General features: G+C 41.7%; 13 protein-coding genes. 1 reads left to right on the top strand and 12 read right to left on the bottom strand.

Going from position 1 to position 17746, the window contains the following annotated elements; translation table 11 throughout:
* Positions 1 to 33: 33 nt before the first annotated feature.
* Positions 34 to 2343 (bottom strand): 5-methyltetrahydropteroyltriglutamate--homocysteine S-methyltransferase, encoded by a 2310-nt coding sequence (gene metE / locus H2508_RS13830; protein ID WP_182175009.1) that lies wholly within the window; start codon positions 2341 to 2343, stop codon positions 34 to 36.
* 111 nt (positions 2344 to 2454) lie between these two features.
* Here metE and H2508_RS13825 point away from each other — a divergent pair, with 111 nt between their 5' ends.
* Positions 2455 to 3363 (top strand): LysR family transcriptional regulator, encoded by a 909-nt coding sequence (locus H2508_RS13825; protein ID WP_182175006.1) that lies wholly within the window; start codon positions 2455 to 2457, stop codon positions 3361 to 3363.
* 38 nt (positions 3364 to 3401) lie between these two features.
* On the opposite strand, the gene H2508_RS13820 is transcribed toward H2508_RS13825, so the two are convergent.
* The 11 genes from H2508_RS13820 to H2508_RS13770 form a co-directional block, all read right to left on the bottom strand.
* Positions 3402 to 3617: a cysteine-rich CWC family protein gene (locus H2508_RS13820; RefSeq protein WP_220463795.1), complete on the bottom strand. Its 216-nt coding sequence runs from the start codon at positions 3615 to 3617 to the stop codon at positions 3402 to 3404.
* Between the two features lie 287 nt (positions 3618 to 3904).
* Entirely contained in the window at positions 3905 to 4165 is a 261-nt protein-coding gene (locus H2508_RS13815) for a hypothetical protein (protein ID WP_182175000.1), read from the bottom strand.
* A gap of 55 nt (positions 4166 to 4220) precedes the next feature.
* On the bottom strand, positions 4221 to 4628 hold the full coding sequence (locus H2508_RS13810; protein ID WP_182174997.1) for a nuclear transport factor 2 family protein: 408 nt from the start codon (positions 4626 to 4628) through the stop codon (positions 4221 to 4223).
* Positions 4629 to 4964: 336 nt separating this feature from the next.
* Positions 4965 to 7280: a DUF262 domain-containing protein gene (locus H2508_RS13805; protein WP_182174994.1), complete on the bottom strand. Its 2316-nt coding sequence runs from the start codon at positions 7278 to 7280 to the stop codon at positions 4965 to 4967.
* Between the two features lie 129 nt (positions 7281 to 7409).
* Positions 7410 to 8339 (bottom strand): phospholipase D-like domain-containing protein, encoded by a 930-nt coding sequence (locus H2508_RS13800; protein WP_182174990.1) that lies wholly within the window; start codon positions 8337 to 8339, stop codon positions 7410 to 7412.
* A gap of 30 nt (positions 8340 to 8369) precedes the next feature.
* Positions 8370 to 10148, bottom strand: coding sequence for an ATP-binding protein (locus H2508_RS13795; RefSeq protein ID WP_182174987.1), 1779 nt, complete (start codon positions 10146 to 10148; stop codon positions 8370 to 8372).
* 17 nt (positions 10149 to 10165) lie between these two features.
* A complete protein-coding gene (locus H2508_RS13790; protein WP_182174984.1) occupies positions 10166 to 11794 on the bottom strand; it encodes a DEAD/DEAH box helicase in 1629 nt (542 codons plus the stop codon).
* Positions 11795 to 11911: 117 nt separating this feature from the next.
* Complete coding sequence (locus H2508_RS13785; RefSeq protein ID WP_182174979.1) at positions 11912 to 12772, bottom strand: phosphoadenosine phosphosulfate reductase family protein; 861 nt, start codon at positions 12770 to 12772, stop codon at positions 11912 to 11914.
* Positions 12762 to 16259, bottom strand: coding sequence for a hypothetical protein (locus H2508_RS13780; protein WP_182174976.1), 3498 nt, complete (start codon positions 16257 to 16259; stop codon positions 12762 to 12764). The genes H2508_RS13785 and H2508_RS13780 overlap by 11 nt, the downstream gene beginning before the upstream one ends.
* Positions 16256 to 17179 (bottom strand): DUF4007 family protein, encoded by a 924-nt coding sequence (locus H2508_RS13775; protein WP_182174973.1) that lies wholly within the window; start codon positions 17177 to 17179, stop codon positions 16256 to 16258. Before H2508_RS13775 ends, H2508_RS13780 begins: the two co-directional genes overlap by 4 nt.
* On the bottom strand, positions 17176 to 17373 hold the full coding sequence (locus tag H2508_RS13770; protein WP_182175472.1) for a hypothetical protein: 198 nt from the start codon (positions 17371 to 17373) through the stop codon (positions 17176 to 17178). Before H2508_RS13770 ends, H2508_RS13775 begins: the two co-directional genes overlap by 4 nt.
* Positions 17374 to 17746: the final 373 nt, after the last annotated feature.

The following is a 17746-nucleotide window of genomic DNA, read 5'->3' as shown; positions in this document are numbered from 1 at the left end:
ACCAGGGCTTTTTTTGTATCTGCGAGCTCAGCTCTACCCCGTTACCGATGATGGAGCAGTGTGCCGAGCGGCATTTTCGCGCAGAGTTTTTGCTGCCGACACCATATTTTGCAAGGCCGGTATGACTTCTTCCCACTGCCGAGTTTTGAGACCGCAGTCGGGATTAACCCACAAGCGTTCGGCCGGTATGGCTTGTGCCGCCTGATTGATCAAAGCCACGGCCTGCTCGGCCGAGGGAATATTTGGCGAGTGGATATCGTACACACCGGGACCAATGTCGTTGGGGTACTCGTACTCATCAAACACCTTCAGCAGCTCCATATCGGAGCGTGACGTTTCGATGGTAATCACATCCGCATCCATGTGCGCGATTGCTTTAATGATGTCATTGAATTCGGAGTAACACATGTGGCTGTGAATTTGAGTTTCATCGCAGACAGCGTTAGCGCATATCCGGAAAGACTCTACGGCCCAGTCGAGATAACTTTGCCACTCGGACTGACGCAGCGGCAAGCCTTCGCGCAGCGCCGCTTCATCAATCTGGATTATCTGAATACCAGAAGCCTCTAGGTCCAGCACTTCCTGTCGTATTGCCAGAGCAAGCTGGAGACAAGACTCGCTGCGCGGCTGATCGTCGCGCACAAAGGACCAGTTAAGCATCGTAACTGGGCCGGTGAGCATGCCTTTCAGGGGCTTATTAGTCAGAGACTGGGCATAATTGGTCCACTCAACGGTTATCGCTTTAGGGCGACTGATATCACCAAATAGAATGGGCGGCTTAACGCAGCGCGAGCCATAAGATTGCACCCAGCCAAATTGACTGAACACATAACCTTCTAATTGTTCCCCAAAGTACTCCACCATGTCATTGCGTTCGGCTTCACCGTGCACCAAAACATCTAGACCGAGTGCCTCCTGTTGCTTAATGCAAAAAGCGATTTCATCGCGAATATACTCTTGGTATTTCTGCTCGCTTAACTCCCCCTTATTGCGTCGCAAGCGGAATTGCCGAATTTCAGCTGTTTGTGGAAATGAGCCTATGGTAGTGGTTGGATACAGGGGCAGCTTCAAGTGCGCATCCTGCTTGATGATACGCTGAGCATAAGGACTCTGACGCTGCCCCATATTGGCGCTAATATTTGTGACAGCAGCTTTAACTTGCGTATTGTGCACCCGCTCGGAGTGCTTACGGCTAGTAATGTCAGCTTGGTTAGCAGCTAATTCATCAGCAACGGCTGCACGGCCTTCGTTAATGGCTTTGCCCAATATAGCAAGCTCCGACAGTTTCTGTTTGGCGAAAGCCAACCAGGGGCGGATTTCCTCATCGAGGTTTTGCTCAATAGCCAAATCTACCGGTACATGTAACAGTGAACATGAGGGCGCAATCCAGAGACGCTCGGCCAGTTTCTTGGCGATAGGCTCAAGCCATTCAAGTGTGCTGTTGAGATCTGTTTTCCAGATATTACGACCATCGATGGCGCCCACCGACAAGACCTTATCCACTGGCAGCCAGTCCAGCACGACATTCAGCTCTTGACGACCGCGCACCGCATCCACGTGCAGGCCATCACAGGGCAGATTACAAGCCAGCAATAAATTATCTTCTAGGGTACCGAAGTAAGTCGCCACCATCAGCTTGACGCGAGATGAGGCCAGCCGGCGATAAGCTGTCTCGAAAGCACGCTTCCAGTCTCTATCCAGCTCAGTAACAAGAGCGGGCTCATCGATCTGCAACCACTCGACACCCGCCTGTGCTAGCGCGTCTAGTAACTCGAGATACACTGGCAGTAATTTAGGTAAGAGATCTAAGCGATTGGAGCCATCTTTTGCTTTACTCAACCAAAGATAGGTGACCGGACCAATAATAACCGGCTTGGCCTTCACGGCCATTTCCTGCGCTTCGGCTAACTGGCTCAATAGGCGCTCAGCATTGAGTGTGAAGGAAGTATCTGCACTGAGCTCTGGAACGATATAGTGGTAATTGGTATCAAACCATTTGGTCATTTCACCCGCGTGGATAGCACTACACCCAGAGTCATTGGCAGAGCGGCCTCGAGCCACACGGAAATACTGGTCCAGTTCGCTCCCTTCCAGTTGCTCGACCCTAGCGGGTAGATTACCCAGGGTGAAGCTCATATCCAAAACCTGGTCATAAAGTGAGAAATCTCCAAGGGGAACCCAGTCCAGTGCCTGCTGAGCTTGCCAATTAGCAGCGCGAATTTCTTGTGCCCTGGCCAATAACTCTGCTGCAGAGCTTCGACCTTTCCAGAATGCTTCCTGAGCAAATTTGAGCTCGCGCCCCGCGCCAATACGGGGAAAACCGAGATTATGAATAAGAGCCATACTGTCACCTGTTCACTTCATTAGTCGAGATGGCAAGTAGCATAAGCAGCTTTAAAGATGAATGAAAATGGTATATTTTCAACAAACCATTAATTTTACTCATGCATTGATATGCTCGAACGTATTCATTTAAGCGTGATTCAAGCCGTTGATCAGCAGGGCTCGCTAACCGCAGCCGCCAAACAGCTGCACCTCACGCAATCGGCGCTGAGTCACAGTATTCGCAAGCTGGAGCAGAACTTAGGCATCGCTATTTGGTTGCGCGAGGGGCGAAGATTGCGCCTCACTCAGGCCGGTGAGCATTTACTCAACTTGGCTAATCGCGTACTGCCTCAACTGGCCGACGCCGAAAGTAAATTGCAACAAATGGCTCAGGGCGAGCGCGGCACCTTGCGCGTTGGCATGGAGTGCCACCCCTGTTACCAGTGGCTGCTGAAAATCGTTGCGCCATTTCTAGCGCAGTGGCCAGATGTCGATGTGGATGTAAAACAAAAGTTTCAGTTCGGTGGCGTCGGTGCCCTACTCGATTACGAGATCGATTTGTTAGTGACACCGGACCCATTCCACAGTGAAGGTCTGCATTTTGTGCCGGTATTCGACTATGAGCAGGTCTTGGTCGTCCCCCATCAGCACGCTCTAGCACAGCGCAAGTATCTGCAGGCAGATGATCTAGCTGATCAAACGCTACTCACCTATCCCGTCTCCAAGGATCGCTTGGATATCTACACACAATTTCTGAATCCGGCAGGCGTCACACCTAAGCGCCACAAGACCAGTGAAACCACCGATATCATGCTGCAAATGGTAGCCAGTGGCCGTGGGGTCGCAGCGTTGCCGCGCTGGTTAGCCGAGGAGTACTCTGCAAGGCTACCTCTCACAGTGCTGCGCCTAGGCCGCAACGGTATAGCCAAGCAGATTTATCTGGGGACTCGTGAAAGTGATAAGGATATTGAATACTTGGCGGCATTTATAGATTTGGCAAATGCTTACGAGCAAGCAAGCATCGATGAGCAAGCTTAAGGCCTACTATTTTTTGTATGTCTGGAGAGCTAGGCAGCTTAATTTTTCAATCGCTGAGCACCAGCAAGAGTCGTTAAACAGTGCCCACAGAGGCAGCCCTGCCAACGCTCGGCAATATACTCTCGCTGCTCACGGCTAAGCGCTATATCAAAGCAGTGGCATATCGATATGGCGCCTGGTATACAGAAAAACTTGTCATCACAACGAGGGCAACGAACAGCTTCGTGTTTAGAGGAAGTATTTGACTCCACCATTAACATCTCTCACAGACTTGGATTAGTCTCTGTTAACTAAAACTAAGTATCCAGCAATAACAGAGTTACTCAAAGCTCAAACTCGCCACCTTATCCAATGCCGTAAAATTACCAGACAAAATAGCTTCTCTGGCCGGATTATCGGGAAGAGATTGTGCGATATGAACTCGGCATATAATAACAATGAGTTGCAAAAAGTGCTGACTTTGAGGCTGTTTTTCGCCAAGTCACCCAAGCTAAAGGCATAAAAAAAGCCCTCAAATAAGGGCTAATTCATTTGATCTGAATTACAGTTTGCTATAGATGCCCGCCATACGAGTCAGAGTACAGTCAGGCATTTTAAGAAACTCATGAGGACGAGTGGCTTCATAAGAGCTTCGCACAATATCAAAACCAAGTTCTTCCCCAAACTCATTAAAGACCGGCAGACAAATTAGATCTTCTGGCCATGAGGGGGACTTTTGAAAGAATTGCAGCCACTGACTCAGTTTATTACCTAGCAAAGTCCGTTTACTCTGAGGCTTTGCATAGGGATCAACCAGTCTCATCACAAGCTACACCTCAAAATAAACATTAGGTTTACCGACACTAAGTGCAGCAAGCTCAATCTTTACTGACTTGGGAAAAATAAGGATCTAACTCAAAACCCTCTGGAGGATTGAAGTAAGTGCGGATATGGCAGACCTTACCCTGATCATTAACAGTGTAAATTTCTATACCTTCCAATGTCACTGGCTTGCCCTTCACGGACCCAGTAGAACGTACAACCAACGCAGCTTGGTCGAGACAAATTTGTGTGAGCAGTGGCTCTAGCTTCCAAACTGCTCCGTCTTTGAATGAGTTTTCCCAACTATGTTTAACAGCATCTCGGCCGGTCTTCAATGGGCCGCCGTAGGGGTCTTCAAACACGATATCGTCAGAAAAGTTAGCGGACCAACGCTCTTGGTCCATCGCGTTCCATGCATCAAAGTGCTCATTAATCGCGTTTTCGACTTGATCCTTTGTTGGCATTTTTTTAGTTCCCATTGAAGGTATTTTTATTTGAGCTTTCGTGGGCAAACTTTTTACTCAATAGTATACGATGCAATCGGCGATACCTCTGTAATTATCTTAAGCTCAATACCGACAAAGTTAAGGTAGCACCTTATATTGTTACGGTAGTTGAAAATTTACAGAGCACACAAGAAATCAATCTCACATATATTAAATGCCAAACACACTCCCACAACCTAGAACAGAAATACTAGTTAACAGCATAGATCTTTTTTAATACACAGTAAAATATCTAACTGCTACATTTAATTTAAAACATTTACTAACTAAATAGGGCCTTATTGATATCAAGCACTAAAATAGCCAAGCATGTATCTCCTCCCAAGCAAGCTCTAGCAACGCTTTAGTTCTTATCCTGATGGTTTCAGCATCCCAGTTTTCGTAAGCAGCCAAAGGTGTTAAAAAGGGAAGGTTCAACATATCCCTGAAGCGATCCTCTGCCTCTCCTAAAGTCACGCCATCAGTTTTTGCTTTTTTAACAGCATCTTTAAACTCCTGATCTGTGGTTGCTGAAAATATTTGGTAAAAGGCAAGCTTATCTTTCCAGGGCTTATTTCCAACAGCGGAATTCTCTCCACTAGGTAGGAGCGTTAAATTACCAATTGAATGAACAAGATAAGAGTCATCATAAATAGAAGTATGCCAACCAGACAGATGAGGTTGCTGCTGAGGTGCGACATGCTCTACAGAGGCAATTGAGTCGGACCTCCAATAACTATACTTAAGGAAATCATTGCTAAGGCTCAGCTTATCTTTCTTAAGAGAAATTGATCCTGGAGGAACCTGCGCTGTTTTATGAGTAGCAGCAAGCAAAAGAAAACGGCAAAGAGTTGCCGAGTGACTATAAATTGGAACAGTCATGGCTTTGGCAACCCACTCGTCTTTGTTATTAATTTCAACAGGCTTCCCAGCCAACCAACTTTTTAGAGCTAATTTAAGCTCAATGGGCTCTAGTATTTTGCGATCTGAGTTAATACCAATATTGAGACCGTTAAATAGATCTTCTTCATCATTGCCATGAGATACCTTATCGGAGGGTTTATTACCGTAATACATTACACCGCGGAGCGCTGAGTCAATTCGACCCGTTGTACCAGTAACTGATCTCCAAAGGACTATAAAAGCAGCAAGTGCTTTTAAGGCATCTACAAAATATGACCAATCCTTTGTGTCTTGACTGTGATAATAATAACGAGCAAGTATCGGTATAGCTAACTTAGTCTTAAGGCTAACTATAAAGGCCATTAGCAGACGACAAATCTCTCGATCATTTTCCGGAAGATCTATAAGCTGCGTAGACAAATCCTTACCTGACCAAAAACGCTCTCTAAAATCTGAAATATTACCTAGATTTTTTATATATTTACGCTTTGATGCTATTTCTTCGATTGCATTAAAAGTTTTTCGTAAGTAACCTCTTTGGGAATTTAAGTTATAACCAAGTTTTTTTCCTGTTTGGTATAAAGCGAAAGACACTATTAAATTTTGTGCTTCAGATTGACGCTCAGAGTTTTTTTCAAATGTATCTATAAAGTTTTCAATATGATTTATAGATATTTCACTAGGAGATCCACTGTACTTAGATCCAAAATTGTTTTCGAACTCAACAACTCTTGGTTTAAATGTTTCAATTGCGGTAAGAGGCTCACCTGTAGTATTAAGTGCATCAAATATGTCAAATGCATATCGAACTTTAGGAGCAATCACTCTCGTAAACAACACTCTATCTAAAAAATAGCTACAGAAACAAAGAAGAACTAACAGAGGCTTTAGGTTTATATCTTTAATGTCTACTGCACGTTTAATTAAATGATCAGCATCGTCCGGGTCAGATGGCAGTTTAGAGAAGCAGAAACGGTAGTCTTGCGAAATAATTTCTTTTAAACCGATAGAATCAAAATCCAAACTTGACTCGTCAGGCTGAGCATTAATTAATTGCGTCACAAAATCTTGCAACAGCTTTAAATTACTTAAGAATCGCTTGCTAGTTCCGTCGACAAATTTATCGCAAGTAAAATCAAATAATCCAGCTTTTCGATTAGTGATGTGTGTAGCATAAGAAAAAAGATAGTTTGCTATTAGGCTATTGTATTTTGCATCTTTTAAAGATGGCGCCCGACTATCATTATCACGAACAATCCTAGGAAATGGAAAGTTTTCAACACCATCGGGCGAGACAAAGCCAAAGATACAATTTTGCAAACGCTGTTTTGTATAATTTACTTCCTCAGAAAGCCACTCTAAGATGACTGGATCTTCAAGGGCTGTAGGTTGAAATATTTCAGACAAAGTTTTGTGTAAGACTGAAGCCAACAAAGAAGTTGTGGTCAAACGCTGCTGGCCATCGACAATATCAAATGTTACGCCATCAAACTTTTCATCTTTATTTTTTTGGCTCTCAACAAGTATTAAAGTACCCAAAAAGGTCCTACCCTCAGGGTCATTTTGCAACTCATACAATCCAACCGCTAGATCTTCAAAATACCTTAATATATTTTTTTCATCCCAGTCATATGTTCTTTGATACTCTGGCACTCGAAATCCAGCTATATTTGCCTTATGAGTAAACACTTCCCACAGATCAACTGGATCAGCATCAAATTTTGACATCACCTGCCCTTATTGTTAATGAACACAATTATGTGTCTAGCCTATGCCATCCAATTATAAAGCTTATATAGACTAAAGGAACTCATCACATGCAAATAGTCAAACTATTGATATTATTAGTTTAATGCCTCATCCGGTTACTGATACCACTGTGGTTTTATTATATTTTTTTAAACGGAACTCATTATTAAGAAATGTAAGCCAAGAAAATATCACCAAAACAAAATCTTTAATTCTCCTTCGATATGGCAATGGATTATCCATGAGCGCCCTGTGAAGGTTGCTACTAACCCCCCCAAAGTTAATTGATCCATATCGAGCCAATAGCGAATTTATCCAGCTATAAACTCTCGTTCGACGAAATGCAAACTTTAAGTTTTCGACGCTAATATCATCAAAGCTTAATGATAAAAGCTCCAAGTCATGCCGTACAGCTACATTGTCTAGATTTGGAAATAGAAGTTTATCTGGCGAACAAAATAGGAGCTCTTCAACCCATAAGTTATGCACAGGCTTCGATATTGAGAGTTCCAGCCCTTTTGACCAGGCGACATTGTGAAATGGATCAGAGCTATCTTGTGCTGAGTTAACCTCATAAGACATCTGCTCATATAAAGCATCGTCTAACCAAACCACTTCAGATGTGACAAATGAATCAATTTTAGAAAGATCGACATAATCCGCATCAACTATAGTTCCAAACTCGTTGTTACCTCGAGAAAAGAGTGAAAGTCCATTCTGTGTAAGATTTGCGGAGCCCAAAAATATTTTAGTCTTATCTATTACATAAAGCTTGCCATGAAACCTCAAATCAACGCCAAACTCCCATCCACGGTCTTTACAAAACTCATAAACCTCTAAGTCGGATGCCCGAGCTAGCAAATCATACTTTTGCCACCTAGAAACAACCCGAACCCGTTCTACACTAGATGAAATAGCGCTAGATATTTTTTTAAGAGCATCATTCTTAATAAAGGCAGAAGCCAAGAAAATATCTACACAAGCCTCCTGCAATGATTCCTTAAACTTACTAGTAAACTCTTCGGAATAAAGTATCATAATAGAATCTTCTTCTTTGTTGATTTCGATTCAATCATCATCGAGATAGTCCTCTAATAGCTGCCCCCAGTCTTTTCGAGCCATTTCAAGTTGCAGTCGACGCTTGTCACTGGATGTCTCTCTTTCCATTCTGGCCCAACCAGCCAAAGACACTACTAAAGCTTCCCTCTCTGACTCAGGAATCTTATCAATGACCCTTTTGAAAAATGCATGATTAATGTTAATTTGAAGAAGTGTGAGCCCTTTTTTTGTTGACACATCAAAAAAAGCAGAGGTTGCCATAGGCAAAAACTCAATCAAAACTTTTAATTTATATTTTAGAACCGTAGCCGCAAGTTCTTCTGGCTTTGAAATACCTTTTTCTCGTAAATGATCTTCAAGTTCTTCTCGCGTAAAACTAAGTTCTTCTGTAGGATTAACATAATCTCTATCTTCATCTTTTTCTTTAATTATTGAAGTTACAGAATTTATGACACCACTATACCCAGCACCATCCTCATCTACATCACCCTTATTACCTTTAAAATTATACGTTTCTATACGATTTATAAGTTTTTTCTCAACTTCTTTAATATGCTGGACAACTTCGTATATTCTCAATTTGGGATCGTTATTTGCTAATAAATCCGATCTGTACTCATGCTCAGAATCGAAACCCTCTCTTTCAAAATCCTCAGAGGCTTTCATCATTTTTAAATTTACGACATGCTGTTTGTTATTAGTTACACCAAAGATGTTATCTAAAGCAGGCGTGAATGATAGCTCAATACCGTACCACCGCCCCCTCTCTTTAGCGCCCGGAGGGTTGATAAACTCTGGTGCAAGAGATAACTCCCTACGCGATCTAACAATTGACAAGCCATAATTCTTAGCTGCATGCTTCCCCCAATCGGTACTTCCAATTTGACCATTTGTTGTGGATCGTATTTTATCCAGTACAGAGCGCTTTAGTACGCTACCCTTTATTTCAACTTGATGACTATTACCATTTTCATCAGAAACCGGAAATGAATAACAACAACCTTCTACATATTCAAACATTGCTTCACCTTCAAACTCATCAGGCAAGGCAGGGAGCGATGTATCCCTCATTAAATACATCGGATCATTAGGTAAAAATCTATGCTCGCTATCTACAATGAACAGGTTGTCTAAAAGCTCAGTTGACTTAAACCGTATAGTCACTTTTTCATCTTCTAGAAAGTACCGATACATTCTTCCAACAACATCTTGTGTATGCTTAAATATCGACTTTCCTGTCTTCCATTGACAACGGTCTATTTTTGACCAAAGTACAAACGTGCCAGATTCTGGCATTGGCTTATCAATAGCCGATAATATTTCTTCTGGAATATCACGGTAAACGGGCTCTGGAATAGTCTCTAATACTCCATCTTTAATTTCATCAATGTCCAAATATGTATACATGTACTTTCCGGGATTCGTCCAACTCCATACATCAACATGCTTACATTGAGATATCGATGAATTAGGAAGCCCCATACCAAATTTACCGATTCCAACAGGGTTATCCCTATTAAGAGATGCACCAAACTCCAAAGCAAGATGCAATGTTTCGGAATCCATCCCCTTCCCATTATCGAATACACCAATTTTTTCTATCCGCTTAGTGGACCTAGCGCCTCCATTGCGTTCGGATCTGTTTTCGAATGTTATCAGCTCTACCCGGTCCGCTCCGGCCTGAATACTGTTATCGATAAGCTCAGCTAAAGCATGAGCAGCACTAAGAAAACCATTATCTCGCATTGAGTCAATGGCAACTTGCCCCCTAATAAACGGTCTGCTCATTGTTTCCCCCCATATATTCAAACTTCATTCCAAATATTATCCCAGTGCATAAATGCATCAATAACACTTCTAAATACTGGTATATCATCCCTGACGGTATAGATAGTGCACTTTTCATTACCCCCACTTTTCTTCCCACGCATAGCTCGACCTGCCATCTGGGAGTACTGCACTAAGGAATCTGTTGGACGAGCGATAATGGCCACGTTTGTCCTAGGTGCATCAAATCCAGTGGTTAGAATATTGTAGTTAATAATGACTCTTACATTACCTTTCAAATACTCTGAAATCTTATATCTGCGACTACTCGCATCATCATTTTTGCTATCTAAAGAAAATGCTTTAATGCCCCTAAACGATAACATCGAAGCTAAATCTAATGAGTGGTCAACACTACAAGCAAAAACTATGATAGAGCTTCCTTGTTCGTGCGCTTTCTCTATTACCTCTAAAAGTTTTTTGTTTCTTGCCCCATCTTCTGATAGAGCTTGTCTAATCTCATTACTACGTTTTGAATTTGAAAACTCATTAGCATATGAAATTGATATGCCGTCATAATCAATTGGTACAAACTCGGCTTTAGCTAAGTATTGCTCATCAACCAAGTACTTCACCGGTGACTGATAGCCCGCAACTCGCATAGTTATTTTTGAATTGTCAAAAAACTTAGCTAATTCCGCATCTTCATCATTGCCGACTTCTAATTGCCGCCCTGGAGTTGCACTAAGCCCCAAAAGAAAAGTGTTATAATTTGCATTAATCATATGATTAACAGTAGTTTTATATGTAGGTGCAATAGCTTTATGAGCTTCATCAAAAATTATAAGTGTCACATGGCTTTGTAGTTGCTCATAAAGAATTTTATAATTTTGACTGTCTCTGGCAGCATGTAGCTTTTGTAGACCAGCGACTAGAAAACCTTGATCAATACCACCTAAAGATATATTGGTATCTGAGTAATATGAGTAAAGCTTTATTTGACGATCACCTAAAGCAGTCCATGCTTTTTTAAACTCGTTAGCAGCTTGGGAGCAAAGCTCTGCAGTATCAGCTAACCATAAAACCAGGCCTTTTTTTTCACGTCGAAGATGCTCTGAAGCAACATTCATTGCAGTCCGAGTTTTCCCTGCACCAGTGGGTAAATGAAGAATGCATCTTTTTTTTTCACCCCCTTGCATTAAAGATAATATTTTCTCAACCATCTCTCCCTGATACGGATACATAGGATATGCTGGATCAAGCTTTACAATACCATCTACTGACGTATTGTTTTTTTCTGCGCTAAATTCACCTATACTGACCCCAAAAAGCTCAGCAAATTCAATCGTCTTAAGCTCTGAAAAATTTTTTAATGTTTCATAAAAATCGATATTATCTTCATTTTTAATATCTTCTCCAATTACCTCACAAAAACACAAAAACAATGACTTAACCTGCTCTTGGTTCATGCTTTCAATCAACCTTGTACGCATTGATGAATTGGTTAAGAGTTCGTGGCCATAAAGCGTCACCACAGATTGCATCAACACTTCTTTAGTAACATCTTGCCCGGTAGTTCTCTTATACATCTCGAGAACACCTTCACCAAGAATTGCAGCCAACTCACCTTCTGAGTAATTCCCCAACAGTTGTTGCAAATCTATCATTTGTTATATTCTCTTTATTTCCGGCTAGGTAATTCTTGATTTTTATTATCATTTAGGAAAAAACATATGCTTTGTAACTACGTGTTACATTAGTAAAAATATATTTAAAAATTAGTTTTATAGACTACAAATCAGGCACGCTTGGTCTTCTGGATCATCATCTTCTTGTTGCTTTAGTATTTCTTGCCATCTTAACGTTGTAGAGCTAGCAATTACCCCTTGCTCTTTCTCTCTCGCTTCAGCACGAGCAACTAGCTCATCTAAAGTTCCCTGGGATGACCAAGTATAGCCGTACCCACCAGCATCCGACCATCCAGAATCCCAATCATAGCGCTCTCTTTTACGATTTTCATACTCTTTTGCTTCTTCAAATAAATCAGGGTGGTGACGCTTTAATCCCAACCATTCAGACTGTCTTTGAAAGAAACAAAAATAGCATCCAGACCTCGATCGCCATTTGTAGTACTCAGGTACACCAACTGAGTCTTCCAAGATCTGAAAGACATCATCTCGAATAACCCCATCCTCTACAAAAGGAAATACTGCACGTATAGTTTCCTTAGTACTAATATATCCCTCACGGTTTTCATCTGCCCTGATGCCTATATAGCTAACAACTGGATCATCTCCAACAAATTGCTCAAAAGGCTTAATCTTCATTTCTCGGGTACACCAGCGCTGCTTCGCCGAGGGTAAAAAACCGTTATAAACACTTAACCAATGATCGAAGTCTTTGCCACTGCTAAGCCGAACTATCTCTTTACCTAAATACGCTTCTAGACGATCTAAAAAGTCATATACCTCTTTAAGCTCTGCACCTGTATCGGTAAAAAAGTACTCAATTTTGTCATGTAGATTGGGATATTTATCTTTGATGTAAATAGCAAGAGCTGCGCTATCCTTTCCTCCTGAAAGGCCAAGAACATGCCTTGCTCCTGGTATTTTCATTGCACTTTCATATGTGACCTTAATGGACATGGCTACTCTTACTCCTTTTGGCCTTCATTTCACTTTTCGATTTTTTAACCTCTAAAGATGAATCCTTATTTTCAACTAAAAAATCATCAACTAGCTCCGCTAGAATGGCCAGTTTTTTTTCATCCTCTTCACACTGATTTAAAACCGATAAGATTTGGGATTTATAAGCCGCTATTTCTTCTTTCTGTTTTTGATCAATCGTAACAACCCTATCGTTAGGTTCTTCACCTTTCTTCAATGTCTTTAAAAGAATAACTTCAAAACCATCACTATTACGCTTTGCACTTCTATCATACTCTATGCTCAAAGTTTCAAGATCAAGGACTCGCTGTCCATAATCACTGAGCTTTATCTCTACTTCAGCACAATCTGAGTCAAGCCATTTAGTAGCTGGCTTTTGGCCTAAGTACATCAGAATATTATCTAACCACTCTTCATCATTTCCAGAGCGCTTTGTAATTCGTTTTATAAATGCTCGTAATCCATCAACATCTACTGTGTATTGCTCAAGCCCCTCATAGCGCTTAATCACTTCTTGCCTTAATTCGAGCAATGAAAGCGTGTCACTCATGTTAAATGCTTGCGACAAAAGCTTCTGAAACTGTTTACGCATATTTGAATAAGCATATCTCAGCTCTTTCAATCGCTCAGTCAGTTCAGCAGAAAATCCCTCCAGGGACCCTTCCTTATCTTCTATTTCTTCTGAATAGCCAAGCACTTTTGGAAGATCTTCAAATAATAATTTTTCTGGAGATTGTGACAGTTTAAATGCATCTCTAACTTTCTTTGCTTTGTTAGAAATTACATTACTCTTTGTTTTTAATGTATATTCCTCTAACCCATTGATTAGGTTGGCTAATGGCCTAACTAACTGCACTACAGTTTTTTCTTTACCGTCAGTAAATAGTTTTTTATATTCTTCATATATTGACGCTCGCAAACCAACAATTCTAAATCTTTGAAAGGTAAAATCATCTGGCCGCTTCACGAATCTATCAAGCATATCCGCCGTAAAAACAGGCCTGTACTGCCTATTTTCGTAGATCGCCAACTCTTGTTGCTTAGTGCAGTAAACCGCCACATAAAGTATTGGTAAAAGCCCAGCTTTAACTCCATACGGTGGCGCCATCAACTCCGCGTTTAACTCAGCAAAGGAACGAGGTGACTCTTCTGTACTTTCCAGGAACTTTTCTATCCGCTGCCATACATAATAAAAAGCTGTCCCTTTTTCTGGATCGGCAAATGCCCACTCATTTAGGCTAAGCTCTTTATGCAAACCTGTCGCAGCAACAACTGACCTATAGATGGCCTTTTCCGGTGGAAACTTCTCTATTCCTAGATCCGCCTTTTCCGAGGATGACAGCATCGCATGGAGTAGTTTTATTCTAGCGGCATTAGCTTGAGGCGTTGGTTTATCTCGGTTCACCAGTTCATTATGAACTTCTGGTGCTTTCTCATACACTTTCGAAAGAACATTAGATAGACTTTCCTGAAATTCACGCTTATTAGCGACCTCTAACCTTATAGCTTTGTGGTACCAATGACTTTCATGTGGCGCTTCTAGAATATCACTCAACACATTCTCTTGAGCACTCTCAGCTGCTGTAAGCCTATCTTCAAATTCTCTTTTGGCGACTGGATCGTTACTAAGCTCCTGCTTTGTTTCACCAACATAACGCAGGGCAACCACTTCCGCTGTTGCCTCTCGTAGTTGAGATCCGTTTTTGCATATTGCTAGAACATCAAGTTCTGAAAAGTGCTTTACTACTTTATCAAAGAAGATTTTTTCATCGTCTTGTGCAGCTGCCAAAAAAAGAATTAATCTAGGCTGGTCAGATTTTTCTGCTGTTGATTTATAACTTTTGGCGTCCACAAATAGAGGCGTAAAATAACGTAGTGCGCCATTTCGAATAGTATAGCGTCTAGCAACTATTGGCTGTAACGAGTACTGCTCATTCAGGACTTCTGCTAACTCAAACTCACCTAAGTGATTTAGCCCTTCTTGCAATGACTCCTCTAAGTCGAAATCACTACCCTGCCATACTCGATATTCACCGCTAAACCTTCTGTAAGTTATTACCGAGCTTGTCTGGAGATTCTTCAAACCCGTATCTAACAGCCCTCTGGAGCTCATACATAAGCTCAAGATACTTTTAGAAGCTTTTAATCCTCCCTTGGCACCGATGATATTGAGTAAGCCTATCGTTTTAAGCAAGGCCACATCAGAATCTGATGCATCCCCCATTCGCTCTAAGGCTGTTACCACTTCAGCCCAGCGACGGTGTGTCGCATAATCACTCAAAGCAGCGGATTGATTACTAATAAAATAATCGAAAATATGATGAGGCTTAACCCAATCGTTGACTGACTCAAGCCTCGATATCATATCTGCAAGACCAAACTCTTCATGACTACCTAAGTAACTAAACAGTGTTCGTTCGTTTTGCGCAACTTTTTGGCATAGTACGGGAAGTATTAAAGCGCTTATCGGGTGTAACGGATAACATGATTCAAATAGGTTAATCGCCTCCCTCTTTTTTAAACCCGAAGGAAGAGCACCTTGCTCTATAAGAGTCGGTACTGAAAAATTTAAGTATTCTCTTATTAACTTTTTATCAGGCTTAGAAAAATCATGCTGAAATGCACTTCCGACCACCCTTAGTACTTGTTCTGGAGATTCAATAAACGGCACTTCTTCGAAGCGTCCTTGAACCTTAGACCATTCATTCTTTAAGCTTTCACCTAAACCTTTTGCATATTGTTCAAATGATTGGTGGAGCATTACGAATAAAAATAAATTACATGGATGACCTTTACAGGCATGTTCAGCTAGCGCTTGAAGAAGATATATATCATTTGCACCATAATGCCTTGCTTCATACTCTAAAAACTTACCTAGCTCATCAATGATAAGTACTACACCCTTGTACCCCTCTTTCTGCAACGTTAGTTGCAGAGCACCGATAAACTCTAAAGTCTCTGATACACTTATTTCGTCATCAGAAAGAAGTGCACTAAGCTGTGCAAATATAGCTGGACGTTTTCCTCGTTTACCAGCCCAAACCTTCGTTACAGCCTGTTCAAACCCGACAAGTAGCCTTCTAGCCATAGGCTCTGGCGAGCCTGTAACTAGTACTTTTAGCATCCCACTTGAACCTGCAAGATGCTTGTCAAAAACTTCACTTAGCCTCGGGTCTACTGACTCTAGTTTTTCTTGAGCAATACTTGTAGATGCCTCAATTGGCTTAGCCAGTAGGTCTGATAAAAACACCGAAAATGAAGACTTTCCTGAGCCATACGGGCCAATCAAAGACCAAGCACGGGGAGCCTGATCCTCGTCAAGCGATACAGACACTCTCTCTAAAGTTCTAAGGGTTCTTGATGTAGGTATATATGCCTTTAGAACTTCAGCTGAGGAGCTATCTCTCTCTAAATTAACTGACCGAGTATAATGCGTGTTGACCTTTATCTGTTCAGAGAGACTCATGCCACCTCTCCCCTTTCAAAGCTGGCATAGTGGCTCTCCACATACTCCATCGGCTCAACTTTTCGCATTTGAAAGAGCTGATGCATTCCCGCCGTTTCGTTAATTTGATACACACCAGGCAAATATTCCGTTAGGTTTTCTAATTTTGTAATTAAGTCCATTTCTGTCATTCTGAAAACAGCGCCTGGGGCCGGAAAAACATCCCGACTATACATTAGATCTTCTATTGGAATTACATCTGTTTCTCGGTCTCGAAAGATCTCTGTAATCGCATAACCAAGAATACCTGTCGGCAGTCCAGGGCGGGGTGCAGGTTTTGATTGGAAGCCTCTCTCTCCTGCCATTACTGTAATTAGCCTTAACTGTGCAAGTGGTGAATCCAACGCTTCCTCTATGGGCATGTGTTTATGCAGTTTACTTTGTGTATACATACGAGGAATAAGAGTCGCATCACTTTTTAAGGTGCTCATCGCTGGCCTTCGCACGTCTTTCACTTGATCTGTCACAAAATCATTTAGCGCAGTTACCAGCTCAAGTCCTGTAAACTCAGGTTTATGGTATCGATTAAAAAACCAGTACCAAGCTGTTGCCTGCTCAGGATTGCTTACCAACAGCCAATGAAGTAACCATATAGTCGCTTCATCTTCTAGATATGGGTCAAACCCTTTATTAGTACTAAAAATTTTATTCCCAAGCTCTGTTGGCTTACTCGAGTTGGGTTCAATCAACTGGAACGCGCGAAGCCAATAGCTGATCGACTCCACCATGTTTTTTCCTACGCCCAGTTCAGCAATAGCCTCTTCTGATTTTAAAATTGATGGATTGCGCTTTAATGCTTGGAACCCTTTCGACAACCAACCATAACGAACAGAAAATGTCTGGTGGCGACCAAAGGATACTTTATCTCTATAAAATCTCACTCGAGCCCCCTGATGTGCTCTTCAGCGTCTTTATCTGCAACCTCTGACAACCCTTTATTAGCTAGATATTTCTCTGCATTATCAAGAAACCATGACTTAAGGTTCAGCCCTTCTTGGCGAAGTGCTGCGTGAAGCTCTTGCTTCAGACTAGGGTCAATTTCAACAACTATTCGCCCGCTCGCTCCAATACTCATCCAAACGCACTCATGTTATGTGACATAACATAAAATACCACAAGATACTGTAGATACATACAGCTTAGCAGTGCATTTTCAGATTTTGCGACAATGCTCTGTTATGAGGTAAATCATAGTTAGGCTCTGACAACCAATACCACCTAATTACTGTCGCTGCCAGATATCAAAATGCCCCAATACCATAGCCAGCATCAGCCCTTACAACCAAAGACTTATAGTCTTTATTCAGTCTTTGCCATAAAACCAAAAGAAGAGTCAAAGCTGTCGCAACCACCCCTCTCCTCTTTAAAAACCTTCAACTTAGCTCTATAAAGCCTGCTGTTAGCTGGAGATTTAGCTATTTTGACTTATTAGCTAAGCTACTGACAGG

Origin of the sequence: Sediminihaliea albiluteola (genome assembly GCF_014077625.1) — a bacterium.
Lineage (GTDB): Bacteria > Pseudomonadota > Gammaproteobacteria > Pseudomonadales > Halieaceae > Sediminihaliea > Sediminihaliea albiluteola.
Note: the sequence above shows the minus strand (reverse complement) of the source record. Positions and strands in the feature narration are given on the sequence as shown.